A 22723-nucleotide genomic window follows, 5' to 3' on the forward strand; every position below is an offset into this window, starting at 1 on the left:
CGCGCCGCGCCCCGGCAGATTATATTGCGGGATAGCGCAGGCGGCCGATGAAGCGGGCCAGGCTGAGGCGGTCGCCGCCGCCTATGCCCCTCCACTGCGCCTTGGCGCGCTCGAAGCGCATCACGCCCTCGATCCGCCGGGCCAGGAAGGCGCGGCTGTCGGCCCAATCCTCGCTCTCGTCATCGACGAACACCAGCAGCGTCGCCGCATAGACACCCGCGAGCGTCATGCGCTTGGTGTAATGGGCAAGGTCGGTCGACTCGTCGCCCGCCGCGCGCCACATGCTGTCCCCCGCGCGCCAGCCGAACCTGGCGGCGCGGGTCGCATTGCGCGGCATGGCAAGGATCGCCTGGGCCCGGCGCAGCGCTTCGCGGTCGCGCGCCAGCAGGGTCAGGCGGGCCTCCACCAGCGCAGTGATGCGCTTGCGAATCGAGAGGGCGGCGAGCTTTTCCGGCGGCAGCGCGGCCAGCATCCGCTGGTCGATACTGGCGAACCAGGCGTCGATCATGTCCATGGCGCCGCCCGGAAAGGCGAGCCGGGCGATGTCGGCGTCGATGCCGCATTGTCCGGCGGCCATGGTCACGGCCTCCGCGCGCCAGCCGTCGAAGGCGGCGTGGCGGGGCAGGATCGGGGCGAGCGCGGCGCGCACTTCGTCCAGCGTCATGTCTTCATGCGTCGGGGTCATGGCAGCGGTTCTACGCCCGGCCCGGCAGACGCACAAGCACCAGCGCGGCGGCAACCGCCCCGGCGCCGATCAGGTCGGTGGGGGGCAGCAGTTCATGGAACAGCGCCCAGCCCAGCAGCGCGGACACCGCCGGTTGCAGCAGCAGGCTCAGACCCAGCACCAGCGGCGGGAACCAGGGGATGGCATAGGTCAGCAGGCCCTGACCGACGATCTGGCTGGACAGCGCCAGCGCGATCAGCGGGGTCCAGTCGCCGGGCAGCACCCGCTCGCCCAGCCAGAGGGCGAGCAGCAGCAGCGGCAGCACGCCGGTCAGGCTGGAGCCGGCCAGCACCGACCAGCCGTCGAGCCGTCGCCGCGCGTCCTGCACCACCAGCAGATAGGCGGTATAGAGCGCGCCTGCGAGCAGGCAGAGCAGGTCGCCGCGCAGATAGCGGGGCGCAAGTTCATAGCTGCCGCCCATGATGATCGCCGCCCCGGCAGCCGCCAGGGCGAGCGCCAGCGCTTGCATCGGGCGCGGGCTCTGGCGCAGGACCAGGAAACCCCAGAGCGGCAGCATCAGCGCGCTCATATTGCCGAAGATGGTGGCGTTGGTCACCTTGGTGAGCGGAATGCCCAGGTGCCAGGCGGCCAGATCGGCGGCGAAGAACAGCCCCGCCAGCAGCATGGCGCCGCAGTCGCGCGCGCCCGGTTTCGCGGCCTTCAGGCCCGGCCATGCCAGCAGCAGGAGAAAGGGCAGCGCCAGCGTCAGCCGCCAGAAGGCCGCGGCGACGGGCCCGACATCGGCCAGCCGGATCAGTACCGGACCCAGCGGCAGGATGATATTAGCCAGGATCAGGGCCGGGAAAGCAAATCTTGGGCTGGGGTTCGCGCTATGGGTTGAACTGGCCATGGCGGTTCACTAGCTGGCTTCCGTCACCAAGTCCCGTTGCAATTTGCAACCATGAGGAGGGAAAAACTCTATGTCGAGCCTGTTCGATCCTGTGCAGCTTGGCGCGGTCCGCGCGCCCAACCGCGTGCTGATGGCGCCCCTGACCCGCGCGCGGGCGACCCGCGATCATGTGCCGACGCCGATCATGGCGGATTATTATCGCCAGCGTTCGTCGGCGGGCCTGATCATCAGCGAGGGCGTGGGCGTGTCGCAGCAGGGCATGGGATGCCCCTATGCGCCCGGGCTGTGGTCGGCCGAGCAGGTCGAGGCGTGGAAGCCGGTCACGGCGGCGGTGCATGAAGCGGGCGGCCGGATCTTCGCGCAGCTCTGGCATATGGGGCGGATGGTGCATTCGAGCGTGATCGGCGAGCAGCCGGTCTCCTCCAGCCCGATCGCGGCGCCCGGCCATGTGCACACCTATCAGGGCAACAAGCCCTATGAGGAGCCGCGCGCGCTGGGGATCGAGGAGATTCCGGCGCTGGTCCAGACCTTCGTCACCGCCGCGCGCAACGCGATCGAGGCCGGGTTCGACGGGGTGCAGATCCATGGCGCCAACGGCTATCTGATCGACGAATTCCTGCGCGACGGCGTCAACAAGCGCACCGATGCCTATGGCGGTTCGCCGGAAAATCGCGTGCGCCTGCTGCGGGAGATCACGCAGGCGGTTGCCGACGCCATCGGCGCGGACCGCACGGCGGTGCGCCTGTCGCTGAACGGGGAGACGCAGGGCACCAACGACAGCGATCCGCCCAGCCTGGCGCTGGCGGTGGCGCAGGCGCTGGAGCCGATCGGCATCGCCTTCCTGGAACTGCGCGAATTGCGGCCGGACGGCTCGCGCGGCGCCAGCGACGTGCCGCGCCAGTCGCCGCTGGTCCGCCAGCATTTCACCGGGCCGCTGGTGCTGAACAGCGATTATGACGCAGCGCGCGCGCAGGCGGATCTGGACAGCGGACTGGCGCAGGCGATCAGCTTCGGCCGGCCGTTCATCTCCAATCCCGATTTGCCGGAACGCCTCTCTTCCGGGGCGCCGCTCAACGAATTGCGGCAGGCGACGCTCTATAGCCAGGGCGCCGAGGGCTATATCGACTATCCGGCGCTGGAACGGGCGGCCTGAACGAAAAAGGGCCGCCTGTCCGGGCGGCCCTTTCCCTTGTTCGATGCGGTTGCCGTCAGGCGCCGAATTTCTCGCGCAGGGCGAGCATGGCGATGGCGGCCTTGGCCGCTTCGCCGCCCTTGTCCTTTTCGGTCCTGCGGGCGCGGGTCAGGGCCTGCGCCTCATTCTCGACGGTCAATATGCCGTTGCCGATGGCGATGCCGTCCATGCTGAGGGCCATCAGGCCGCGCGCGCTTTCGTTCGACACCACCTCGAAATGATAGGTTTCGCCGCGGATCACCACGCCGATGGCGACGAAGCCGTCATAGCGGCCGCTTTCCGCCGCCAGCGCCACCGCACCGGGGATCTCCAGCGCGCCGGGAACGGTCACCACCTCATATTTATGCCCCTCATCCTCCAGCGCGGCGGTCGCGCCCTCGATCAGAAGGTCGTTCAGATGGTCGTAGAAGCGCGCTTCGACGATCAGGAATTTTGCCACGCCGGTTCCCCTTAAAGCTTGATCGCCCGCTGCCCAACCACGGCCAGGTCATAGCCGTCAAGCGCGATCAGGCTGTGATGCGAGTTTGTGAGCAGGATCATGTCGTGGACGCCGAGTTCGGCCAGTATCTGCGCGCCCACGCCATAGTCGCGCAGTTCGTCCATGTTGCTGACGGGCTGTCCGGCATGATGGCGCAGGATGCGGCTGACCGAGCCGTCGGGCGACGGGCTGGTGAGGACGACGATGATGCCAGCGCCTTGCTGCGCGATGATCTCCATCGACTTGCCGAGCAGGCCGCTGCGCGCGCCGGTGGCGCCATAGACATCGTCGAGCAGCGAAAGCTGGTGCATGCGGACCAGCGTCGGCTCGTCGGGTGCGACATGACCCTTCTGCAGCACCATCTGTTCGGTCTGGGTCGCCTTGTTGTAGAAGCTGATCGCCTTCCAGTCGCCGCCCCACTGGCTGTGGAAGGTGGTTTCGGCGCGGCGTTCGACCATATGGTCGTGGCGGCGGCGATAGGCGATCAGGTCGCGGATCGTGCCGATCTTCATCTTGTGCTTCTGGGCGAAGGGGATGAGGTCGTCGAGGCGGGCCATGGTGCCGTCATCCTTCATCACCTCGCAGATGACGCCGGACGGGTTGAGGCCCGCGAGCCGCGCCACGTCCACCGCCGCCTCGGTATGGCCGGTGCGCACCAGCACCCCGCCATCCTTGGCTACCAGCGGGAAGACATGGCCGGGGGTGACGATGTCCTCGCGGCTCTTCGACCCGTCGATCGCGACGGAGATGGTACGGGCGCGGTCGGCGGCGCTGATGCCGGTGGTCACGCCCTCCCGCGCCTCGATCGACACGGTGAAGGCGGTTTCATGGCGGGTGCCGTTGTTGCGGCTCATCAGGTCCAGGCCCAGTTCGTCGACCCGCGCCTTGGTCAAGGCCAGGCAGATGAGGCCGCGTCCATGGGTGGCCATGAAGTTGATCGCGTCGGGCGTCGCCATCTGCGCGGGGATGACGAGGTCGCCCTCATTCTCCCGGTCCTCGTCATCGACCAGGATGAACATGCGGCCGTTCCGCGCCTCGTTGATGATCTCCTCCGGGCTGGCGAGGGCGGTGCCGCCTTCGCGCTTGAGCAGATAGGTTTCCAGCTTGCCCAGCGTTTCGGCGGTGGGGTTCCAGTCCGTCTCGCCCAGCTTGCGCAGCGAATTGGCGTGGAGACCGGCGGCGCGGGCCAGGCCGGAACGGGACATGCCGCCATCGGTGACGAGGCTGCGGACGGTATCGATAAGCGCTGCGGACATGAAACGACTCCTGAGCCGGATGGCTGGGCGCCGTATATCACACCGCAATGTGATTAGATCAAGTTGAAATCACATTCAGCGCGCGCGAAGGCTCTGCATCCGGTCCAGATAGCGGGCCAGCACATCGATTTCCAGATTGAACGCCCGGCCCGCAGCCAGCGTGTCGAGCGTCGTCGCGGCAGCGGTGTGCGGAATGATGTTGAGGCCGAAATGCACGCTGCCGTCGGGCTGGTCCTCGACCGTGTTGACCGTGAGCGAGATGCCATCGACGGTGATCGATCCCTTGGCCGCCAGCGCCGACGCCAGCGCGGCGGGCGCGGCGATGACGAGGCGCGTCGAATCCCCCTCCGGCGTTGCGGAAACCAGCGTGCCGATGCCGTCGACATGGCCGGTGACGATATGGCCGCCCAGTTCGTCCCCAACCTTGAGCGCGCGTTCGAGATTGAGGCGGCCGCCCTGGTCCCACAGGCCCGGCGCGGTGCGCGCGACGGTTTCGGCCGACAGGTCCACCGCGAACCAGTCGGCCCCCTTTTCCACCACGGTCAGGCAGGCGCCCGAACAGGCGATGGAGGCACCGATCGCGACCGTTTCCATTGCATAGCCGCAGCCGATGAGGAGGCGCAGGTCGCCGCGCTGCTCATGGCTGCGGATGGTGCCGATGTCGGTGATGATGCCGGTGAACATGGTGATGGGGGTCCTCTTTCGCCCCTTGTCCTAGGCGCTGCGGGTGCGAAGGTAAAGTTCCAGCCGGTCGTCGCCCAGCCGCCTTTCGTCATGCAGCCGCCAGCGGCCATGGGCGTCGGCCAGATCGGCAAGGCCGATATCGCCGATCCCCGCGAGGCCCGCGCCGATGAGGATCGGCGCACGATAGAGCAGCAGCCGGTCGACCAGATCGGCGCGCAGGAAGGCGGCGGCGGTTTGCGCGCCGCCCTCGACCAGCAGATGATCGACGCCGGCGAGCGTGGCGATATCCTCCGGCGCGGCGATCCGTTCCCAACCCGGCGGGGCGTCGTTTCGGCTCAACAGCAATTTGCGGGGGGATCGCTCCTCCAGCCCCGCAAGCCGCACGTCGAGCCTGGGCGCGTCGGCGCGCAGCGTGCCGCCGCCGACCAGGATGGCGTCATGGCGCGCCCGTTCCACATGGGCGTGGGCGCGGGCGTCGGGACCGGTGATCCAGCGGCTGGAGCCGTCCTGGAGCGCGATCCGCCCGTCGAGCGACAGGCCGAGCTTCAGCGTGACGGCCGGGCGGCCCAGCGTCTGGCGCAGCACGAAGCCATGCATGGCAGCGGCGGCCTCCTGCGCCATCAGGCCCATTTCGACGGCGATGCCGCGTTTGCGCAGCCAGGCGGCGCCCTGTCCGTCGGTGCGCGGGTCGGGATCGCGCAGGGCGATGACGACGCGGCGCACGCCTGCGCGCGCCATCAGGTCGGCGCAGCGCGGGCCGCGGGGGGAGAGGTGGAAACAGGGCTCCAGCGTCACATAGGCGGTGGCGCCGCGCGCGCGGTCCATCGCCTGGTCCAGCGCCTGCGCCTCGGCATGGGGGCGGCCGCCCTTCTGCGTCCAGCCGCGCCCCACGACATGGCCGTCGCGAACGATCAGGCAGCCGACATTGGGATTGGGCGTGGACAGGCCGCGCCCGCGTTCCGACAGGGCGATGGCTGCGGCCATGAAGCGCCGGTCCTGCGCTGGATCGGCGGGCGGCAGAACGGTTTTGCGACGGGCGATCAGGGCTGGCGCGCTCCCGTTCCGGCTTTGCCGGGCTCGCCCTTTTCTTCCGCTTCGGCCCTGGCAAGTCGGGCGTCGAGTTGCGCGTTGATCGCCTTCACGGCTTCCTGGCGGCGGGCGCCGTTGCGGGCGGCCTCATCCTTCCATTCGATGCCGAAGGCGTCGGCGAAACCCTGCATCCGCTTCTGCTGCCTGGCGAGCGCGGCCTCGCTCTTGGCGAAGTCGATCTTCTGCTGGAGGATGATCGCCGCGTCGGACCGGTTCGCGTCCCAGCTCTGGACGTAGATGATCTTGTTGCGGGTCGGCATGGTGTTGGTGTTGGCGTCGACGATGAAGGCCCAGATGATGACCCATGTGAGCGCGACCGACAGGCCCAGCAACGGCCATTTATGCGGCCGTTCCTTGGCAAAATAGCTCCACAGATCGCTGAGTGCGCTTCTGGGGGATACCGGACGGGGGAAGATGGCCATGCGGCCGATATAGGGGAAGGCGGGGCCGGATGCAAAAGCGCTGTTGTCCAATGCGGTCATGACCGGCCCCTTTCCCCTGATTTCAGACGTCTGCGAGGCGGAAGCGGACGGTCAGCACCTTGATGCTGCTGATCGCCACGCCGTCCCGAGTCGCGGGGCGGAAGCGCCACTTGCGCAGGGCGTGGCGTTGCGTGGCCAGCCAGAAGGCTTCGTCGGTGGCCGACAGCCGCTCGATATCGACGACGCGCCCGTCCGCTCCGATGGTGACGCGGACGGTAACGCTGCCTTCCATGCTCTGGCGTATCATCGCGCCGGGATAGTCCGGCTGGAACATCGCCAGGGCGCGGGGGTCTATGGTGGCGTCGACCAGCACCGGATCGGGCGCGGGCGGCGTGAAGGGCGGCGTGATGGCGCCGCTACCCGTGCCCGGTTCGGTGGGCGTCTGGTCGCCCTTCGCCGTGAAACCGGAATCGGGGGTCTGGACGATCGGCTTGGTCGCCGTGGGTTGCGGGCTGGGTTGGGACGGAAGCTTTCGGTCGGTTTCGGGAGCCGGTTTTTCGGGTGGGGGCGGCACGGCTTCGGGGACCGCATAGGTTGTGAACGGCGCTTCCGTGAATTGCTGGATCATCTCCTTCGGCATCATCAGGAAAATCCCGGCGACCAGCGCATGGACCGCGACCGCGCCGCCTATGCCGATGGGGGAGCGGCGCCCGCCCCGATAGCCCGAAATCCCCTCCGCCGTGCGCAATGTCATCCACTGCATCGTGCATCCTCCTGTTTTCGGCGATTCCTCCAAGGAATCACATGTAATGTTACATCATAGTTTTATGATATGTTGCAACATTAATTTTGCGGAGGCTGCAATATAGGCGCCGTCTGCGGACATAAGGCAGCAACGTCGCGGTGCGACGGAACGGGCCAATCCCCGACGTCTGGAGCCATGATGCGTTTATCGTCCCTCCTGTTGCTGAGTTCGTTGCTTGTGTCCGGGCCGTTTTTGGCCCAACCGCTTTTGGCCCAATCGCCTTTAACGCAGTCCGCGCCGGAGCCTTCCGGGCGCCCGGACGGGCCTTGGGCGGCCGATGCGAATGGCGACGGCCGCATCACCCGCGAGGAAATGCGGGCATGGATGGAGCAGCGCTTCAAGCTGATGGACCCCGATGGCGACGGTCTGGTGCCGGTAGAAGCCATGCAGCGGATGCTGGGCCATGAAGGGCGGGACGGGAATCGCGCCATGGCGCAGGACGGCGAGCGGCGCGGGCCGGAGAGGGAAGGCGCCGGTGGTCATCGTCGCGGTTCCGGAGAGGGCGGCGGGCGGGGTGGACCTCCGCCAGGCAAACGGCCTTCCGGCAGCAAGACGGGCGATGGCCCTCCGCCGGGCCCTCCGGGGATGGCGATGCCCTATCCTGAAGACAATAATGACGACGGCAAGATCGACCTGCAGGAATTCGTCGCCCCCGCCATGGCCATGTTCGATCAGCTCGACGTCAATGGCGATGGCGTGCTGACCGCCGATGAACTGCCCTCGCCGCCGCCGCGCCGGGGCGAAGAGCCGGAAGAATAATCAGAGCAGCGTGTCGATGGCGTGGATGGCCAGGCCGACCAGTCCGCCGACCAGCGTGCCGTTGATGCGGATATATTGCAGATCGCGCCCGACCGCATGTTCGAGCCGGCTGGTGACGGTGCCCGCGTCCCAGCCGCGCACGGTTTCGCTGACCAGGGCGACGATGGAGCTGCCATAGGTCGCGGTTGCGCCGACGGCGGCGCGGCGCATGAAGCGGTTGATGAGGAAGCGCAGCCGGGCGTCCCCCTGGATCGTGTTGCCCAGCTGGTGCAGCGCCTCGCCCAGCCGCCCCGCCATGGCCTTGCCCGGATCGCGCACCGCCCGCAACAGGCCGGTGCGGGCCTGTTCCCACAGGCCTTCGATCCAGCGCTGCATCGCCGGATTGTCGACGATCTCGTCGCGGATCCCGGCGACCCGCGCCTGCATTTCGGGATCATGCTGCAGGTCGGCGGCGAGCCTGCCCAGGCCCTCCTCGGCCTTCAGGCGCAGGCTGTGGCCGGGGTCCTGCGCCATGTCGGTCAGCAGCTTGCGCAGCCCGTCGATGATCGCATTGGCGAGATTTTCGTCCAGGCCCGTCCAGCGCAATATCTTGCCCGACCGGTCGTGAACCATCTGGCGGATCAGATGGTCGTTGGCCTCCAGCGTGCGGTCGGCCCAGTGGATGATGCCGTCCATCACCGGCGCGTGGCGGCCGTCGCGCATCGCCGCCTCCAACGACTGGCCGATCAGCGGCGCGAGGTTCATCGCCCGCAATCGCTGGGCGATGGCGCCCTTCACCATGCCGCCCAGCCGCTCCTCGTCCAGCGCCTCCAATATGTCGGCGGCAAGCCGGGACGCCCCCTCGCGCAGCCGTCCGTCCCCGCCCGAGGGGCTGGCCAGGAAGCGGCCCGCCGCGCCCGCGACGTCCAGCCGCTGCATCCGGCGGGCGACCACGGCGGGGGTCAGGAAATTGTCGCGCAGGAACAGGGCGAGCGTGTCGCCGATGCGGTCCTTGTTGCGCGGGATGATGGCGGTGTGCGGGATGGGGAGGCCGAGGGGGTGGCGGAACAGCGCCGTCACGGCGAACCAGTCGGCAAGGCCGCCGACCATCGCCGCCTCGGCAAAGGCCTGGACGAACGCGATGGCCGGGTGGAGGTGAACCGTCGCCCGCGCCGCGAGGAACAGCGCCGCCATCGCCAGCAGCATTCCCGTCGCCATCAGCCGCATCCGCCGCGCCGGATGGACCGGGCTGGCGGCAACGGGCGGATGGACGGGAAGCAGCTTCATGACGACCCAACGGTTACGCCGCCGTTTCGTTCAGGCAAGCGCTTCTTTTCCCGTGGCTTGCTATTCCGCCGGTTGGGCAGCATCCGGCCCGGAATCGCCGGGCCGATAGGTCAGCAGGCGGCGGCGCAGGTGCGGCCCCACCCGTTCCTCTATCCCCAGCGCCAGGCTGAAGGTTGCCGGAACGATGACCAGCGTCAGCACGGTCGACAGGATCAGGCCGCCGATCACGGTGATGCCCATCGGCGCGCGCCAGGCGCCGTCGCCGCTCAGCGAGGCGGCGGTCGGCACCATGCCCGCCACCATGGCGACGGTGGTCATGACGATGGGCTGGGCGCGCTTGTGCCCGGCATCGATGATCGCCTCCATCTTGGGCACGCCCTTTTCCATCTCCTCCAGCGCGAAGTCGATCACCAGGATCGAGTTCTTGGCGACGATGCCCAGCAGCATCAGCAGGCCGATCAGCACCGGCATCGACACCGGATTGCCGGTGAGGTGCAGCGCCAGCGCACCGCCCAGCGGCGCCAGCAGCAGCGAAGCCAGATTGACGAAGGGCGGCATCAACCGCTTGTAGAGCAGCGTCAGCACGGCCAGCACCAGCAGGATGCCGGAAATGACCGCGATGACGAAATTCTGGATCATCTCGGCCTGCCATTTGCTGTCGCCGGTGTTCAGCTTCTGCACGCCCGCGACCCGTCCTTCGTTGATCGCCTTCATGGTGGGGAGGGCGTTGATCTTGGTCATGGCCTGGCTGGTGACGATGCCCGGCGCCAGGTCGGCGCCGACGACGATGCGCCGGATCTGGTTGTAGCGGCGGATCTGCGTCGGGCCGGCGCCGAACTCGATATCGGCGACCACCTTGAGCGGCACGGAGCCGCCGCTGACCGTCGGCACCGGCATATTCTCTATCGTGCCGATATCGCGGCGGCTGTTTTCCGCGATCGACACGCGGATCGGGATCTGCCGGTCGGAGAGGGAGAATTTGGCGCTGTTCTGGTCGATGTCGCCGATCGTCGCGACGCGGATGGTCTGGCTGAGCGCGGCGGTGGTGACGCCCATGCTGGCGGCCAGGTCGAAGCGCGGCTTGATGACGATTTCGGGGCGGTTCATGTCGCCCTGCACGCGCGGCGCGCGCAGTTCGGAGATGCCCGTCATCTCGGCGACCAGCCTGTTGGCGGTCTGCTCCAGCTTCGCCGGATCGTCGCTGCCCAGCATGATGATGATGTCGCGGCCGAAGCCGCCGCCCGACTGCGACTGGAAATTGACGCGCGCGTCGGCGACCTGCTGGAACTGCGGCGCGACCTTGCGTTCCCATGCGACCGACGACATCGGCCGGTCCTTCCGCAAGGTCAGGTAGATGTCGGCGCCGGTCGTCTGGATGTCGGCGAAGGCAGCCTCGACCATGTCCTTGTCCGCCGCGAGCATGTCGGCGACGCGGCGGGTGATGGCGGTGGTCTGCTGCAGGGTGCTGCCCGGCACGGTTTCCACCTTCACCTGGCTGAAATCGGTGTCGATGGTGGGCTGGAACGACATGGGCAGCGTGCCGAACGCGAAGATGGTGGCGAGGAAGGCGGCAAAGCCGATGCCCAGGGTCCAGAAGCGATGATCGCGCAGCCAGGCCGTGAAGCGCGCCGTGCCGCCGCGGGCGCGGTGGGCGATGGCCCGGCGTTCGTCCAGCGACCAGCGCAGCACGGCCATATAGGCGTCCATCAGCCAGCCTTCGCCATGGCTTTCCTGGCCATGGGCCTTCAGGAAATAGGCGGCGATCATCGGCGTGATCAGGCGCGCGACCGCCAGGCTCAGCAGCACCGCGACCACCACGGTCATGCCGAACTGGATGAAGAACTGGCCCGAAATGCCCGGCATCAGTGCCACCGGCAGGAACACGGCGACGATCGCCATGGTGGTCGCCAGCACGGCGAGGCCGATTTCGTCGGCGGCGTCGATCGCCGCCTGATAGGCGCTTTTGCCCATGCGCATGTGGCGCACGATATTCTCGATCTCCACGATGGCGTCGTCGACCAGCACGCCCGCGACCAGGCTCAATGCCAGCAGCGAGATGCCGTTCAGCGTGAAGCCCATCATGTCCATGAACCAGAAGGCGGGAATCGCCGACAGCGGAATGGCCAGCGCGGAAATCATCGTCGCCCGCCAGTCGCGCAGGAACAGGAAGACGATGACCACGGCCAGCACCGCGCCCTCGATCATCGCCTGCATGGCGGAATGATATTGCCCCTTGGTATATTCGACGCTGGTATAGAGCTGCTTGTAGCGGACCTTGGGATTTTCCTTCTTGAGCTGGTCCAGCACCTTCATCGCATCGTCGAACACGGTGACGTCGGACGATCCCTTCGCCTTTTCCATGCTGAAGCTGGTCACCTGCCGCCCGTTCATCAACGCGAGCGAGCGCTGTTCGGCATACATGTCGCGCACATCGGCCAGGTCCGCCAGCTTGACGGTGCGGCCGCCGGAAATGGCGATCTGCGTCTGGCCCAGCGCATAGGCGTCGCGCGCGTTGCCCAGCACGCGGATCGCCTGTTCCGCGCCCGCAATCTCGGTGCGGCCGCCCGCCGCGTTCAGATTGACCTGCTGGAGCTGCTGATTGACCTGGGACGCGGTGATGCCGTGCGATTGCAGCTTGGCGGGGTTCAGGATGACGCGGATTTCGCGGGAGACGCCGCCGCCGCGCTTGACCGCCGCCATGCCGGGCACGGCCAGCAGCCGCTTGGCCACCGTATTGTCGACATACCAGGACAGTTCCTCCAGCGTCATGTCGGTGGTTTCGGCGCTGAAATAGGCGATCGGGCCGCCGTCGATATCGACGCGGCTGATCTGCGGTTCCAATATGCCCTGGGGCAGGTCGCTGCGAATCTGGTCGACGGCATTCTTCACGTCATTGACGGCGCGGTCGACCGGCGTTCCGATCTGGAACTGCACATTGGTGTTGGACTGGCCCTCCGTCACCCAGGACGTGATCTCGTCCACGCCGCTGATGCCGCGCACGGCGGCCTCGATGCGCTGCGTCACCTGCGTTTCCAGTTCCGTCGGCGCGGCGCCGGGCTGGCGTACGACGACGCTGGCCATGGGGAAGCTGACGTCGGGATTCTGGTTGACGTGCATCCGGCTGAAGCTGACCAGGCCGGCCAGCAGCAGCGCCACGAACAGGACCAGCGGCGACACCGGGTTGCGAATGGCCCAGGCGGAGATATTGCGGAAATTCATGACGGCTTCCTCGCCTGCGCTCGGGCGCGCTCTTTCCTGCCGCATCCCTTCATACGGAAAACCGGTCTTCCCATTTCCGAAGGATGCTGGAGCGTGCCCGGCCCTGTCATTTCGACTTGCCGGCTTCCGGCTTCACCTTCTGCCCCGGCGTCAGGAAGGCTCCCGCCGAAGCGACGATGCGCTCATCGCCATTGAGGCCGTTCAGGATCGATACGCCCGCATCGGTCACCTGGCCGACCTTGACCTCGCGCCGCTGCACTTCGTTGCGGCCGTTGACGACATAGACATAATTGCCCTTCTCGTCGCTCTGCACCGCCGATTCCGGCAGCATCGGCGCCGCGCCCGTGCCGCTGACGATGGAGGCCGAGGCAAAGCCGCCCGGACGGATCGCCGCATTATAGGGTATGGCGATGCGGGCGATGCCCTGCCGGTTCTGATTGTCCACCACCGGCGATATCTGCCAGATGCGCCCGGCGAATTGCGCCGTTCCGCCCACCGGCGTGACGGTCGCGCTGTTGCCGACGCGCAGCGCTGCCAGATCGCCTTCGCTGACCTGGGCCAGCATCTCCATCGCGCCGTCCCGCGCCATGCGGAACAGCACGGCGCTGCCAGATCCCACGATCTGGCCCGGTTCGACGCTGCGCGTCAGCACCAGCCCGGCGGCGGGTGCGCGGATGTCGAGCCGCCCGGTGCGCGCGCGCTGTTCGGCGAGCTGGGCGATGGCGACGTTGACGCGGGCGTTGGCGGCATCGCGGGTCGCGGTGCGCTGGTCGATATCGGCCTGACTGATGAAGCCGCGCGAAACAAGCGCCTTGGCGCGATCGAGCTGCGCCTGCGCCAGCTTGGCATCGGCGCGGTTGACCTCCACCTGCGCGGCGAGCGAGCGGATCTGCTCGCTCTGCACCGACCGTTCGACCGTGGCCAATATCTGTCCGGCCCTGACCCAATCGCCCGGCTGGACCAGCACGCGGCTCACCGCGCCGCCCTCGCCGACGACGCCGACGGGCATTTCCACCCGCGCGGCGAGCGATCCGGTCGCGTTGATGGTGTGCGACACCATCGACTGGCCGGGGCTGATCACCGTGACGACCGGTGCCTGAGTCGCGCTGGACTGGATTTCGGCGCCCTTGCCGCGCATGCCGACCCAGGCGGCGACGGCGATCAGGATGATAGCGATAACAGCGCCAATGACGATTCGCCTGCGCCAGAGGGGCCGCTCGTCACGCTCCTCAGCCATGTCTACCGGCACGTCGCCGACCACAGGGGTTTCATAATTCATCGTGAATCCATCTTTCGGCACGATGCCGTGCGGGTTGCTGTATTATATGAATACATCACCCGGCTCAAGCCCTCAAATCTCGTTCCTGGCGAGCGGCCCGCAAAATCGTTTCGCATTGCCAAAGATAGAGGAATATACCGCCAGGGTCGTCTATAGCGGCTGGAGAACGCAGATGGAATTGCTGGGATGGCTGATCGTCGGCCTCTTTGCGGGCACGATTGCCCGGCTGGTCATGCCAGGCCGGGATCCGGGCGGCTGCATCGTCACGATCCTGCTCGGCATCGCCGGGGCGTTGCTGGCGGGCTATGTCGGGCGGATGCTGGGCATCTACGCGCCGGGCGAGCGGGCGAGCTTCATCGCCGCCATATTGGGATCGATCGCGGTTCTGTTCCTCTACCGCCTTTTCGCCGGCCGGAACTGAAACGGAAAAAGGGGCCGCGCCGTCATCGGACGCGGCCCCTTTCGAAGGGGTTGCGGGTTTAGCGGACGGACCCGCGACGGACCAGGTTGACGATCGCCAGTAGGATGATCGCGCCGACCAGCGACACGAGGAAACTGTAGAGCGTCAGGCCGTCATTGATCGAACCGCCGCTGAAAATCAGGCCGCCTATGAAAGCGCCGACGATGCCGACGACGATGTTCAGCAGGATGCCCTGTTGCGCATCGGTGCGCATGACCATGCTGGCGAGCCAGCCGATGATGCCGCCGACGACAAGCCACAAAATGATGCCCATTTCTCACTCTCCTTGGACCACAGCCCCTTTCGGGTAGGCTGACCTGTTCAACGAGGAAACCGGCTTTGCGTTCCATGACGACCGATCGGCCGAAAAAGCGGAAGGCCGCCGGATATCGATCCGGCGGCCTTCCGCATTGCGACCCTGGGGGGAAAGTTCAGTATTTCTGCTGACGTTCGTAGAGGGACTTGTAATATTGGATCCGCGTCACGCGCAGGCCGTGCATGCCCGACCGGTCGACTGCGCGCTGCCAGCTCGCAAATTCCTCGAGCGTCAGGGAATAACGCGCGCAGGCTTCATCCACGGTCAGCAGGCCGCCGTTCACGGCTGCCACGACTTCAGCCTTGCGGCGGACCACCCAGCGGGTGGTGTCCACCGGCGGCAGGCTTTCCAGAGTCAGGGGTTCTCCGAGCGGCCCGACGACCTGTGCAGGTCTGATTTTCTGGTTTTCGATCATTATCACCCTCAATAAGCGGCACTGGCATTGCCGATTTCAGCAGTGCGAAACTGTTTGCGCCCAAAGCCCTGAACAGGGCCTAAAGCGCCACGGTAAACGCCCCCTTCATCATCCTTGCCCCACCCTTAAACGGTTCGCGATCAACGGGTTAAAGCTTCCCGCGAGCCCTGCGGCCTCGATGTTGCCGCCGGAACGTGGCGCGAGGATGTCGGCCAGTTCCTGGATCCAGTCGCCCTCGATTTCCTGCCCCCGCAGGACCTCCGCCACCGCCAATGCGGTCGGGCTGGCCGCCTGCGCCGCCGCCGAAGCGGCCCGCAGTGACGGCCAGACCGGCACGCGCCGCCGGCCCGAAGGCTTGACGAAGCTGGGTTTCAGCCCGCCTGTCCGAAGGAATCCCAAATCCATGGTGATCGGCTCTACCGGCTAAAGGATAAGGTCCGGTAAACTTGCCCCCGATTTCGATGCGATTTGCGACCGGCGGAATCCGGCTGGAACGGATCGGCGCGGACGACTATATGCCCGCCCATGCAGCCTGAGTTCCAGCTTCCCCAGCCGCTCGACGCGCGGCGTATCGTCGTTGCCATGTCGGGCGGCGTGGATTCCAGCGTCGTCGCCGCGCTCGCCGCGCGCACCGGGGCGGAAACCATCGGCGTCACGCTTCAGCTTTACGATCATGGGGCGGCGGTCGGCCGCACCGGAAGCTGCTGCGCCGGGCAGGATATCCGCGATGCCCGCGCGGTCGCGGATCGCATCGGCATCGCGCATTATGTGTTTGATTATGAAAGCCGGTTCCGGGAATCGGTGATTGCCGATTTCGCCGATGAATATATGGCCGGGCGCACCCCCATCCCCTGCGTGAAGTGCAATATGGGGGTGAAGTTCACGGACCTGTTCCAGATCGCGCGCGACCTGGGGGCGGACTGTCTCGCCACCGGTCATTATGTCCGCCGGGTGGAGGGGGCGCAGGGCGCCGAGCTGCACCGCGCGGCCGATCCGGCGCGGGACCAGAGCTATTTCCTGTTCGCCACGACTCAGGCGCAGCTCGACTATCTGCGTTTCCCGCTGGGCGGCCTGCCCAAGCCGCAGGTGCGCGAGATCGCGGCCGAACTGGGCCTGTCGGTGGCGATGAAGCCCGACAGCCAGGATATCTGCTTCGTGCCCGATGGCGATTATGCGAAGATCGTGCGCAAGCTGCGCCCCGATGCCGACGAGGGCGGCGACATCGTCCATATCGACGGGCGCGTGATGGGCACCCACAAGGGGATGATCCATTATACGGTCGGCCAGCGCAAGGGGCTGGAGATCGGTGGGCAGGCCGAGCCGCTCTATGTCGTGCGGCTGGATGCCGAAGGGCGGCGCGTGATCGTCGGGCCGAAGGCGGCGCTGGCGGTGTCGGCGGCGCGGCTGTCCGACATCAACTGGCTGGGCGGGGACTTTGCCGGGCCGCTGACCGCCAAGGTGCGATCCATGGCGAAGCCCGTTCCGGCGCGGCTGGAGGGCGATCGGCTGGTGTTCGGGGCTGCTGAATATGGCGTGGCGCCGGGACAGGCGGCGGTGCTCTATGCGGGCGACCGGGTGCTGGGCGGCGGCTGGATCGCGGCGACCGAGGGGGCGTTGGCCGAGGCTGCATGAAACTTGTCCTTTTGCGCCCGCGCAAGTAAGGCCCGCGCGTCATGACTCGTCCGCTCACCTTCGCCATTCCCAAGGGGCGCATCCTCGATGAGGCGCTGCCCCTGCTCGCCAAAGCCGGTATCGAGCCGGAGGCGGAGTTCCATGACAAGAAGAGCCGCGCGCTGCGCTTCGCCACCAACCGGCCCGACGTCTCGATCATCCGCGTGCGCGCCTTCGACGTGGCGACCTTCGTGGCGCATGGCGCGGCGCAGATCGGCATCGTCGGATCGGACGTGCTGGAAGAGTTCGATTATTCGGAAATCTACGCGCCGGTCGATCTCGACATGGGGCATTGTCGCCTGTCCGTGGCCGAGCCCGTGGGCCTGTCGCAAGAGGACGAAGCCGCGATGAGCCATGTGCGCGTCGCGACCAAATATCCCTATCTCACGCGCAAATATTATGAGGCGCGGGGCATCCAGGCCGAATGCGTGAAGCTGAACGGCGCGATGGAACTGGCGCCATCGCTCGGCCTGTCGCGGCGGATCGTCGACCTGGTGTCGTCGGGCGCGACGCTTAAGGCCAATGGCCTGGTCGAGACCAATGTGATCATGCAGGTGTCGGCGCGGCTGATCGTCAACCGCGCTGCCTACAAGATGCGCTCGGCGGAACTGACGCCGCTGGTGGAAGCTTTCCGCAAGGCCGTGGGGGTGAAGGATGCCGCTTAGGCTCGACAGCCGTGACGGCGATTTCGCTTCCGCCTTCACCGCGCTGGTCGATGCCCGGCGCGAGGCCGACGAGGATGTGTCGCGCGACGTGACCGCGATCCTGAAGCGCGTCCGGGCCGAGGGCGACGCGGCGCTCGCCGATTATACCAGGCGCTTCGACCGGCATGATCTGGACGTCAGCGGCTGGGCGGTGGCGCCTGCCGAATGCCGCGCGGCGCTGGACGCGATTTCGACGCCCTTGCGCGACGCGCTGGAACTCGCGGCGGCGCGGATCGCGGCCTATCATGAAAAGCAGAAGCCGCAGGACAGCGACAGCATTGATGCGGCGGGCGTGCGCCTGGGCGCGCGCTGGAGCGCCGTGGATGCGGCGGGCCTCTATGTGCCGGGCGGGCGGGCGGCCTATCCCAGTTCGCTGCTGATGAATGTGATCCCCGCCAGGGTGGCGGGCGTGTCGCGCATCGCCATGGTGACGCCGACCCCCCATGGCGAGATCAATCCGCTGGTCCTTGCGGCGGCCTCTATCGCGGGGATCGAGGAAATCTGGCGGATCGGCGGCGCGCAGGCGGTGGCGGCGCTTGCCTATGGCACGGACCGGATCAGGCCGGTGGACGTCATCACCGGGCCCGGCAATGCCTGGGTGGCGGAGGCGAAGCGCCAGCTTTACGGCGTGGTCGGCATCGACATGGTCGCCGGGCCGTCCGAGATCGTCGTGGTGGCCGACAGGAAGAACAATCCCGACTGGATCGCCGCCGATCTCCTCAGCCAGTCGGAACATGACCCGACCAGCCAGTCGATCCTCTTCACGGACGATGCGGCCTTTGCCGCCGAGGTGGAAAAGGCCGTGGAAGGGCGCTTGGGCCAGTTGGCGACGCAGCAGGTGGCGCGGGCGAGCTGGAACGCCAATGGCGCGATCATCGTCGTGCGCGATCTCGAAGAGGCGATGCCGCTGGTGGACCGCCTGGCGGCCGAGCATCTGGAACTCGCCGTGGACGATCCCGATGCGCTGTTCGCTCAGGTGCGCCATGCCGGATCGGTGTTCCTGGGCCGCATGACGCCCGAGGCGGTGGGCGATTATGTCGCCGGGCCCAACCATGTGCTGCCGACCGGGCGCCGCGCGCGCTTCTCTTCGGGGCTGTCGGTACTGGACTTCATGAAGCGGACCAGTTTCCTCAGCCTCAATCAGAGCGGCATCGACGCCATCGGCCCTGCCGCCGTCGCGCTGGCGGAGGCGGAGGGGCTTCCGGCACATGCGGCTTCGGTGGCGCTGCGGCTTCAATAATTCGTTTGCCCCACTGAACATGTGGGGTCATTTTTCTGATCCGGACCGGTTTCGACATTTCCGGTTCGAACGGCTATGGACCTGTTGATGAACGATCGCTCCAAATCCCGCTCCGCCGCGCGCCTTGCCGCGGTCCAGGCGCTCTACCAGCTCGAAATGGAGGGCACGCCGCTCCATCTGCTGCTGCATGAATTCCACCAGCACCGGCTGGGCGCGACCATCGAGGATGTGACCTATGCGCAGGCGGAGGAGAGCTTCTTCGACGATATCGTGCAGGGCGTGGACCGCCGCCGCGAGGAGATTGACGGGCTGGTCGCCGCGCGCCTCTCCCTGGGCTGGAGCCTTGAGCGGCTCGACAAGCCGATGCGGCAGATCCTGCGCGCGGGTACCTATGAACTGCTCGCCCGCAAGGATGTGGCGACCGGCACCGTCATCAGCGAATATGTCGATGTGGCGCACGCCTTCTACGACAAGCGCGAGGCGGGTTTCGTCAACGGCCTGCTCGACGCGGTGGCGAAGGACGTGCGTTCGTAACGGAGGGATTTCTTAAGGCGAAAGGGGCAGGTTCCAGCCATGTCCGCTGAATCCCGTTTCCTGACCCTGCTCCGCCTGCTGGCGAACGATCCTGCCGCGCAGGGTTTGCAGGATGATGTCGCGGTGCTGGAAATCGGCGGCAGTCGCCTGATCCTGACCAGCGATACGATGGTGGAGGGGGTGCATTATCTCCCGGCCGATCCGCCCGCCGACATCGGATGGAAGCTCGCGGCGGTGAATCTGTCCGATCTGGCCGCCAAGGGGGCGAAGCCCATCGGTTGCCTGCTCAACTACGCCCTGTCGGGCGACGGTGATTGGGATGCGGCTTTTCTCGAAGGCCTGGGCGAGGCTCTGGCGCGCCATGCCATGCCTTTGCTGGGCGGCGATACGGTGCAGATGCCCAAGCGCGCGCCGCGCAGCTACAGCCTGACCGCCCTGGGCGAAGCGACCGGCCCGGTCCCGGTTCGCGGCGGCGCGCAGGCGGGCGACCGGCTCTATCTGACCGGCCCGGTCGGCGATGCCGGGGTGGGACTGGACCTGCTCAGGACCATGTCCGGCGCTTCGGGGCCGCTGGTGGAGGCCTATCGCCGCCCGCGCCCGCGCCTGGCCGAGGGCGCGCTGCTCGCCCGCCATGTCCATGCGATGATGGATGTTTCCGACGGCCTGCTGATCGACGCGGCGCGGATGGCGGAGGCAAGCGGCCTTGCCGTCACCATCGATCATGTCCCGCTTTCCCCCGCGCTGGAGGCGGCGCGCGGCGCCAGCAGCGCGGTCCAGATCGCCGCCGCGCGGGCAGGGGACGATTATGAACTGCTCTTCGCCCTGCCCGCCGCGGTCAGGCCGCCGGTGCGCGCGATCCCGGTGGGCCGCTTCGCCAGGGGCAAGGGACTGACGCTGATGATCGACGGGGTCGCCTTTCCGCTGCCCGGACGGCTCGGCTGGGAGCATGGCTCAGGGCTCTGACCCTAAACGCGGGCGATTTGCGGCATGATCGTAATGGGTTGACGCGCGCCGTTCGCCCTGTAGCTTCTGCCCATCCTTTCTTCAGCCCGGTAGGACCGCATGATGTGCGTGAGCCTGTTGCTGATTGACGCGGTGCCCGATGCCGGATGCCATGCATCCGGCGGCCCGCCTCTGCGCTTTTCGCCCGCCCGTCATTCCCTGCGGAGCGGCCGATGACAGGCATAACAGGGGGAGAGGAACATCCATGCAGATTGTCTCGATTGCCATAGGGTGCGGCCTGCTGGCCGTGCTCTACGGCCTGTTCACCAGTCGACAGGTGCTGGCGGCATCCGCCGGCAACGAAACCATGCAACAGATTGCGGGCGCGATTCAGGAGGGGGCGAAGGCCTATCTCGGCCGCCAATATACGACCATCGCCATGGTCGGCGTCGTCGTCGCCGCGCTGGTCTTCTTCTTCCTGGGCGGGGTATCGGCCATCGGATTCCTGATCGGCGCGCTGCTGTCGGGGGCGGCGGGCTTCATCGGCATGAACATTTCGGTGCGCGCCAATGTCCGCACCGCGGAGGCCGCCCGCGACACGCTGCAAAGCGGGCTGACGGTGGCCTTCCGCGCGGGCGCGATCACGGGCATGCTGGTGGCGGGGCTGGCGCTGCTCGCGATCAGCACCTTCTTCTGGTATCTGACCGGTCCGGCGGGCCATGCGCCCGACGACCGGATCGTCATCGATTCCCTCGTCGCGCTGGCCTTCGGCGCCAGCCTCATCTCCATCTTCGCGCGTCTGGGCGGCGGCATCTTCACCAAGGCGGCGGACGTCGGCGCCGACCTGGTCGGCAAGGTCGAGGCCGGCATTCCCGAGGATGACCCGCGCAACCCCGCCGTGATCGCGGACAATGTCGGCGACAATGTGGGCGACTGCGCGGGCATGGCGGCGGACCTGTTCGAAACCTATGTGGTGACGGTCGGCGCGACCATGGTGCTGACGGCGCTGCTGGTGAAGGGCGTGGACAACGCCTTTCTGATGCAGCTCATGTCGTTGCCGCTGATCGTCGGCGGCGTGTGCATCATCACCTCGATCATCGGCACCTATATGGTGCGGCTGGGGTCGAGCCAGTCGATCATGGGTGCGCTCTACAAGGGCTTCTGGACGACGGCGATCCTGTCGATTCCGGCGCTTTATGCCGTGACGCAGTACACCCTGGGCGATCTCAACGCCCGTTTCGGCACCGATCTCGACGGGTCGGGCGGCTATACCGGCATGGCCCTGTTCTGGGCGATGATGGTGGGGCTGGCGGTGACCGGCCTGATCGTCTGGATCACCGAATATTATACCGGCACCAACTATCGCCCGGTGCGCAGCATCGCCCGTGCGTCGGAAACCGGCCATGGAACCAATGTCATCCAGGGGCTGGCCGTCAGCCTGGAGGCGACGGCGCTGCCGACGCTGGTGATCGTGGCGGGCATCATCATCGCGCATCAACTCGCGGGCCTGATCGGCATCGCCTTCGCCGCGACCGCCATGCTGGCGCTGGCGGGCATGGTGGTGGCGCTGGACGCCTATGGTCCCGTCACCGACAATGCGGGCGGCATCGCGGAGATGTCGCATCTGGACGACAGCGTCCGGGTGAAGACCGACGCGCTCGACGCCGTGGGCAACACGACCAAGGCCGTGACCAAGGGCTATGCCATCGGCTCGGCGGGGCTGGCCGCGCTGGTGCTGTTCGGCGCGTACACGGAGGACCTCAAATTCTACAACAGCGCGCTGGGCCTGACCGAGCCGGTCGATTTCAGCCTGTCCAACCCCTATGTCATCGTCGGCCTGCTGCTGGGCGCGCTGCTGCCCTATCTGTTCGGCGCCATGGGCATGACCGCCGTGGGCCGCGCGGCAGGCGACGTGGTGAAGGACGTGCGAGACCAGTTCGCCACCAACAAGGGGATCATGGAGGGCACGTCGCGGCCCGACTATGCCCGCACCGTGGACCTGGTCACTCGCGCCGCGATCAAGGAGATGATCATCCCCAGCCTGCTGCCGGTGCTGGCGCCGATCGTCGTCTATTTCGCGATCTCGGCGGTGGCGGGGACGCCCAACGGCTTTGCGGCCCTGGGGGCGCTGCTGCTGGGCGTGATCGTCTCCGGCCTGTTCGTCGCCCTCTCCATGACGTCGGGCGGCGGCGCATGGGACAATGCCAAGAAGTTCATCGAGGACGGCCATCATGGCGGCAAGGGCAGCGAAGCCCACAAGGCCGCGGTGACGGGTGATACGGTCGGCGATCCTTATAAGGACACGGCGGGGCCGGCGGTCAATCCGATGATCAAGATCACCAACATCGTCGCCCTGCTGCTGCTGGCGGCGCTGGCGCACGGCGGGTAAGCCACCGGCAAAAAAGGAAAAGACAGGGA

General features: G+C 67.1%; 23 protein-coding genes and 1 pseudogene. 10 read left to right on the forward strand and 14 right to left on the reverse strand.

The window, feature by feature from the left end; genetic code table 11:
- Positions 1 to 19 precede the first annotated feature (19 nt).
- Together MJ601_RS14535 and MJ601_RS14540 are read right to left on the reverse strand one after the other, a co-directional pair.
- Positions 20 to 685 carry a COQ9 family protein gene (locus MJ601_RS14535; protein ID WP_242127645.1) on the reverse strand — a complete coding sequence of 222 codons (666 nt, stop codon included), beginning with the start codon at positions 683 to 685 and terminating at the stop codon, positions 20 to 22.
- A 10-nt stretch (positions 686 to 695) separates the two neighbouring features.
- A complete protein-coding gene (locus tag MJ601_RS14540; protein ID WP_242127647.1) occupies positions 696 to 1574 on the reverse strand; it encodes a DMT family transporter in 879 nt (292 codons plus the stop codon).
- A gap of 70 nt (positions 1575 to 1644) precedes the next feature.
- On the opposite strand from MJ601_RS14540, the gene MJ601_RS14545 reads away from it, so the two are divergent.
- Complete coding sequence (locus MJ601_RS14545) at positions 1645 to 2727, forward strand: alkene reductase (RefSeq protein ID WP_242127649.1); 1083 nt, start codon at positions 1645 to 1647, stop codon at positions 2725 to 2727.
- 55 nt (positions 2728 to 2782) lie between these two features.
- Here the strand turns inward: MJ601_RS14545 and ribH are convergent, their stop codons facing one another.
- From ribH to MJ601_RS14575, 6 genes are all read right to left on the reverse strand, one after another.
- Positions 2783 to 3205 carry a 6,7-dimethyl-8-ribityllumazine synthase gene (ribH, locus tag MJ601_RS14550; RefSeq protein ID WP_242127651.1) on the reverse strand — a complete coding sequence of 141 codons (423 nt, stop codon included), beginning with the start codon at positions 3203 to 3205 and terminating at the stop codon, positions 2783 to 2785.
- A gap of 11 nt (positions 3206 to 3216) precedes the next feature.
- Complete coding sequence (ribB, locus tag MJ601_RS14555) at positions 3217 to 4500, reverse strand: 3,4-dihydroxy-2-butanone-4-phosphate synthase (protein ID WP_242127653.1); 1284 nt, start codon at positions 4498 to 4500, stop codon at positions 3217 to 3219.
- Positions 4501 to 4575: 75 nt separating this feature from the next.
- A complete protein-coding gene (locus MJ601_RS14560) occupies positions 4576 to 5184 on the reverse strand; it encodes a riboflavin synthase (protein WP_242127655.1) in 609 nt (202 codons plus the stop codon).
- Between the two features lie 30 nt (positions 5185 to 5214).
- On the reverse strand, positions 5215 to 6204 hold the full coding sequence (gene ribD, locus MJ601_RS14565; protein WP_281061339.1) for a bifunctional diaminohydroxyphosphoribosylaminopyrimidine deaminase/5-amino-6-(5-phosphoribosylamino)uracil reductase RibD: 990 nt from the start codon (positions 6202 to 6204) through the stop codon (positions 5215 to 5217).
- A gap of 20 nt (positions 6205 to 6224) precedes the next feature.
- Positions 6225 to 6755, reverse strand: coding sequence for a hypothetical protein (locus tag MJ601_RS14570; RefSeq protein ID WP_242127659.1), 531 nt, complete (start codon positions 6753 to 6755; stop codon positions 6225 to 6227).
- Positions 6756 to 6777: 22 nt separating this feature from the next.
- Positions 6778 to 7458: an energy transducer TonB gene (locus MJ601_RS14575; protein ID WP_242127662.1), complete on the reverse strand. Its 681-nt coding sequence runs from the start codon at positions 7456 to 7458 to the stop codon at positions 6778 to 6780.
- 180 nt (positions 7459 to 7638) lie between these two features.
- On the opposite strand from MJ601_RS14575, the pseudogene MJ601_RS14580 reads away from it, so the two are divergent.
- Together MJ601_RS14580 and MJ601_RS14585 are read left to right on the forward strand one after the other, a co-directional pair.
- Positions 7639 to 7821: pseudogene (locus MJ601_RS14580) on the forward strand (EF-hand domain-containing protein); the annotation flags it as partial.
- Positions 7822 to 7824: 3 nt separating this feature from the next.
- Positions 7825 to 8259, forward strand: coding sequence for a hypothetical protein (locus MJ601_RS14585; RefSeq protein ID WP_242127713.1), 435 nt, complete (start codon positions 7825 to 7827; stop codon positions 8257 to 8259).
- Here the strand turns inward: MJ601_RS14585 and MJ601_RS14590 are convergent, their stop codons facing one another.
- From MJ601_RS14590 to MJ601_RS14600, 3 genes are all read right to left on the reverse strand, one after another.
- Positions 8260 to 9525, reverse strand: a complete 1266-nt coding sequence (locus MJ601_RS14590; RefSeq protein WP_242127664.1) for a DUF445 domain-containing protein — start codon at positions 9523 to 9525, stop codon at positions 8260 to 8262.
- A 60-nt stretch (positions 9526 to 9585) separates the two neighbouring features.
- Entirely contained in the window at positions 9586 to 12744 is a 3159-nt protein-coding gene (locus MJ601_RS14595) for an efflux RND transporter permease subunit (protein WP_242127666.1), read from the reverse strand.
- Positions 12745 to 12850: 106 nt separating this feature from the next.
- Positions 12851 to 14023 (reverse strand): efflux RND transporter periplasmic adaptor subunit, encoded by a 1173-nt coding sequence (locus tag MJ601_RS14600; protein ID WP_242127668.1) that lies wholly within the window; start codon positions 14021 to 14023, stop codon positions 12851 to 12853.
- A gap of 172 nt (positions 14024 to 14195) precedes the next feature.
- Between MJ601_RS14600 and MJ601_RS14605 the strand changes: the two genes are divergently transcribed.
- Positions 14196 to 14444 carry a GlsB/YeaQ/YmgE family stress response membrane protein gene (locus MJ601_RS14605; protein ID WP_242127670.1) on the forward strand — a complete coding sequence of 83 codons (249 nt, stop codon included), beginning with the start codon at positions 14196 to 14198 and terminating at the stop codon, positions 14442 to 14444.
- A 58-nt stretch (positions 14445 to 14502) separates the two neighbouring features.
- On the opposite strand, the gene MJ601_RS14610 is transcribed toward MJ601_RS14605, so the two are convergent.
- From MJ601_RS14610 to MJ601_RS14620, 3 genes are all read right to left on the reverse strand, one after another.
- On the reverse strand, positions 14503 to 14757 hold the full coding sequence (locus tag MJ601_RS14610; RefSeq protein ID WP_025549750.1) for a GlsB/YeaQ/YmgE family stress response membrane protein: 255 nt from the start codon (positions 14755 to 14757) through the stop codon (positions 14503 to 14505).
- A 157-nt stretch (positions 14758 to 14914) separates the two neighbouring features.
- On the reverse strand, positions 14915 to 15214 hold the full coding sequence (gene sciP / locus MJ601_RS14615; protein ID WP_007687284.1) for a CtrA inhibitor SciP: 300 nt from the start codon (positions 15212 to 15214) through the stop codon (positions 14915 to 14917).
- Between the two features lie 108 nt (positions 15215 to 15322).
- Positions 15323 to 15619: a hypothetical protein gene (locus MJ601_RS14620; protein WP_242127671.1), complete on the reverse strand. Its 297-nt coding sequence runs from the start codon at positions 15617 to 15619 to the stop codon at positions 15323 to 15325.
- Positions 15620 to 15739: 120 nt separating this feature from the next.
- Between MJ601_RS14620 and mnmA the strand changes: the two genes are divergently transcribed.
- From mnmA to MJ601_RS14650, 6 genes are all read left to right on the forward strand, one after another.
- On the forward strand, positions 15740 to 16846 hold the full coding sequence (gene mnmA, locus MJ601_RS14625) for a tRNA 2-thiouridine(34) synthase MnmA (RefSeq protein ID WP_242127673.1): 1107 nt from the start codon (positions 15740 to 15742) through the stop codon (positions 16844 to 16846).
- Positions 16847 to 16887: 41 nt separating this feature from the next.
- The gene (gene hisG, locus MJ601_RS14630) at positions 16888 to 17550 is read left to right on the forward strand and encodes an ATP phosphoribosyltransferase (RefSeq protein WP_242127675.1); all 663 of its coding nucleotides are present in this window, start codon (positions 16888 to 16890) and stop codon (positions 17548 to 17550) included.
- On the forward strand, positions 17540 to 18829 hold the full coding sequence (gene hisD, locus MJ601_RS14635; protein WP_242127678.1) for a histidinol dehydrogenase: 1290 nt from the start codon (positions 17540 to 17542) through the stop codon (positions 18827 to 18829). Before hisG ends, hisD begins: the two co-directional genes overlap by 11 nt.
- Positions 18830 to 18916: 87 nt before the next feature.
- The gene (nusB, locus tag MJ601_RS14640; protein ID WP_242127680.1) at positions 18917 to 19363 is read left to right on the forward strand and encodes a transcription antitermination factor NusB; all 447 of its coding nucleotides are present in this window, start codon (positions 18917 to 18919) and stop codon (positions 19361 to 19363) included.
- A 39-nt stretch (positions 19364 to 19402) separates the two neighbouring features.
- Positions 19403 to 20326: a thiamine-phosphate kinase gene (gene thiL, locus MJ601_RS14645; protein WP_242127682.1), complete on the forward strand. Its 924-nt coding sequence runs from the start codon at positions 19403 to 19405 to the stop codon at positions 20324 to 20326.
- 244 nt (positions 20327 to 20570) lie between these two features.
- On the forward strand, positions 20571 to 22694 hold the full coding sequence (locus MJ601_RS14650) for a sodium-translocating pyrophosphatase (RefSeq protein ID WP_242127684.1): 2124 nt from the start codon (positions 20571 to 20573) through the stop codon (positions 22692 to 22694).
- Positions 22695 to 22723: the final 29 nt, after the last annotated feature.

The organism is Sphingobium trunci, assembly GCF_022664535.1.
Lineage (GTDB): Bacteria > Pseudomonadota > Alphaproteobacteria > Sphingomonadales > Sphingomonadaceae > Sphingobium.

Bases quoted from the DNA above. Each gene is read 5' to 3' on its own strand.
- thiL (WP_242127682.1), top strand. From the start codon at position 19,403: ATGTCCGCTGAATCCCGTTTCCTGACCCTGCTCCGCCTGCTGGCGAAC.
- MJ601_RS14585 (WP_242127713.1), top strand. From the start codon at position 7,825: ATGGAGCAGCGCTTCAAGCTGATGGACCCCGATGGCGACGGTCTGGTG.
- MJ601_RS14575 (WP_242127662.1), bottom strand. From the start codon at position 7,458: ATGCAGTGGATGACATTGCGCACGGCGGAGGGGATTTCGGGCTATCGG.
- MJ601_RS14650 (WP_242127684.1), top strand. From the start codon at position 20,571: ATGCAGATTGTCTCGATTGCCATAGGGTGCGGCCTGCTGGCCGTGCTC.
- MJ601_RS14610 (WP_025549750.1), bottom strand. From the start codon at position 14,757: ATGGGCATCATTTTGTGGCTTGTCGTCGGCGGCATCATCGGCTGGCTC.
- hisD (WP_242127678.1), top strand. From the start codon at position 17,540: ATGCCGCTTAGGCTCGACAGCCGTGACGGCGATTTCGCTTCCGCCTTC.
- MJ601_RS14545 (WP_242127649.1), top strand. From the start codon at position 1,645: ATGTCGAGCCTGTTCGATCCTGTGCAGCTTGGCGCGGTCCGCGCGCCC.
- sciP (WP_007687284.1), bottom strand. From the start codon at position 15,214: ATGATCGAAAACCAGAAAATCAGACCTGCACAGGTCGTCGGGCCGCTC.
- MJ601_RS14595 (WP_242127666.1), bottom strand. From the start codon at position 12,744: ATGAATTTCCGCAATATCTCCGCCTGGGCCATTCGCAACCCGGTGTCG.
- ribB (WP_242127653.1), bottom strand. From the start codon at position 4,500: ATGTCCGCAGCGCTTATCGATACCGTCCGCAGCCTCGTCACCGATGGC.
- MJ601_RS14535 (WP_242127645.1), bottom strand. From the start codon at position 685: ATGACCCCGACGCATGAAGACATGACGCTGGACGAAGTGCGCGCCGCG.
- MJ601_RS14590 (WP_242127664.1), bottom strand. From the start codon at position 9,525: ATGAAGCTGCTTCCCGTCCATCCGCCCGTTGCCGCCAGCCCGGTCCAT.
- MJ601_RS14540 (WP_242127647.1), bottom strand. From the start codon at position 1,574: ATGGCCAGTTCAACCCATAGCGCGAACCCCAGCCCAAGATTTGCTTTC.
- MJ601_RS14605 (WP_242127670.1), top strand. From the start codon at position 14,196: ATGGAATTGCTGGGATGGCTGATCGTCGGCCTCTTTGCGGGCACGATT.
- mnmA (WP_242127673.1), top strand. From the start codon at position 15,740: ATGCAGCCTGAGTTCCAGCTTCCCCAGCCGCTCGACGCGCGGCGTATC.
- MJ601_RS14620 (WP_242127671.1), bottom strand. From the start codon at position 15,619: ATGGATTTGGGATTCCTTCGGACAGGCGGGCTGAAACCCAGCTTCGTC.
- hisG (WP_242127675.1), top strand. From the start codon at position 16,888: ATGACTCGTCCGCTCACCTTCGCCATTCCCAAGGGGCGCATCCTCGAT.
- MJ601_RS14560 (WP_242127655.1), bottom strand. From the start codon at position 5,184: ATGTTCACCGGCATCATCACCGACATCGGCACCATCCGCAGCCATGAG.
- MJ601_RS14570 (WP_242127659.1), bottom strand. From the start codon at position 6,755: ATGACCGCATTGGACAACAGCGCTTTTGCATCCGGCCCCGCCTTCCCC.
- MJ601_RS14600 (WP_242127668.1), bottom strand. From the start codon at position 14,023: ATGAATTATGAAACCCCTGTGGTCGGCGACGTGCCGGTAGACATGGCT.
- nusB (WP_242127680.1), top strand. From the start codon at position 18,917: ATGAACGATCGCTCCAAATCCCGCTCCGCCGCGCGCCTTGCCGCGGTC.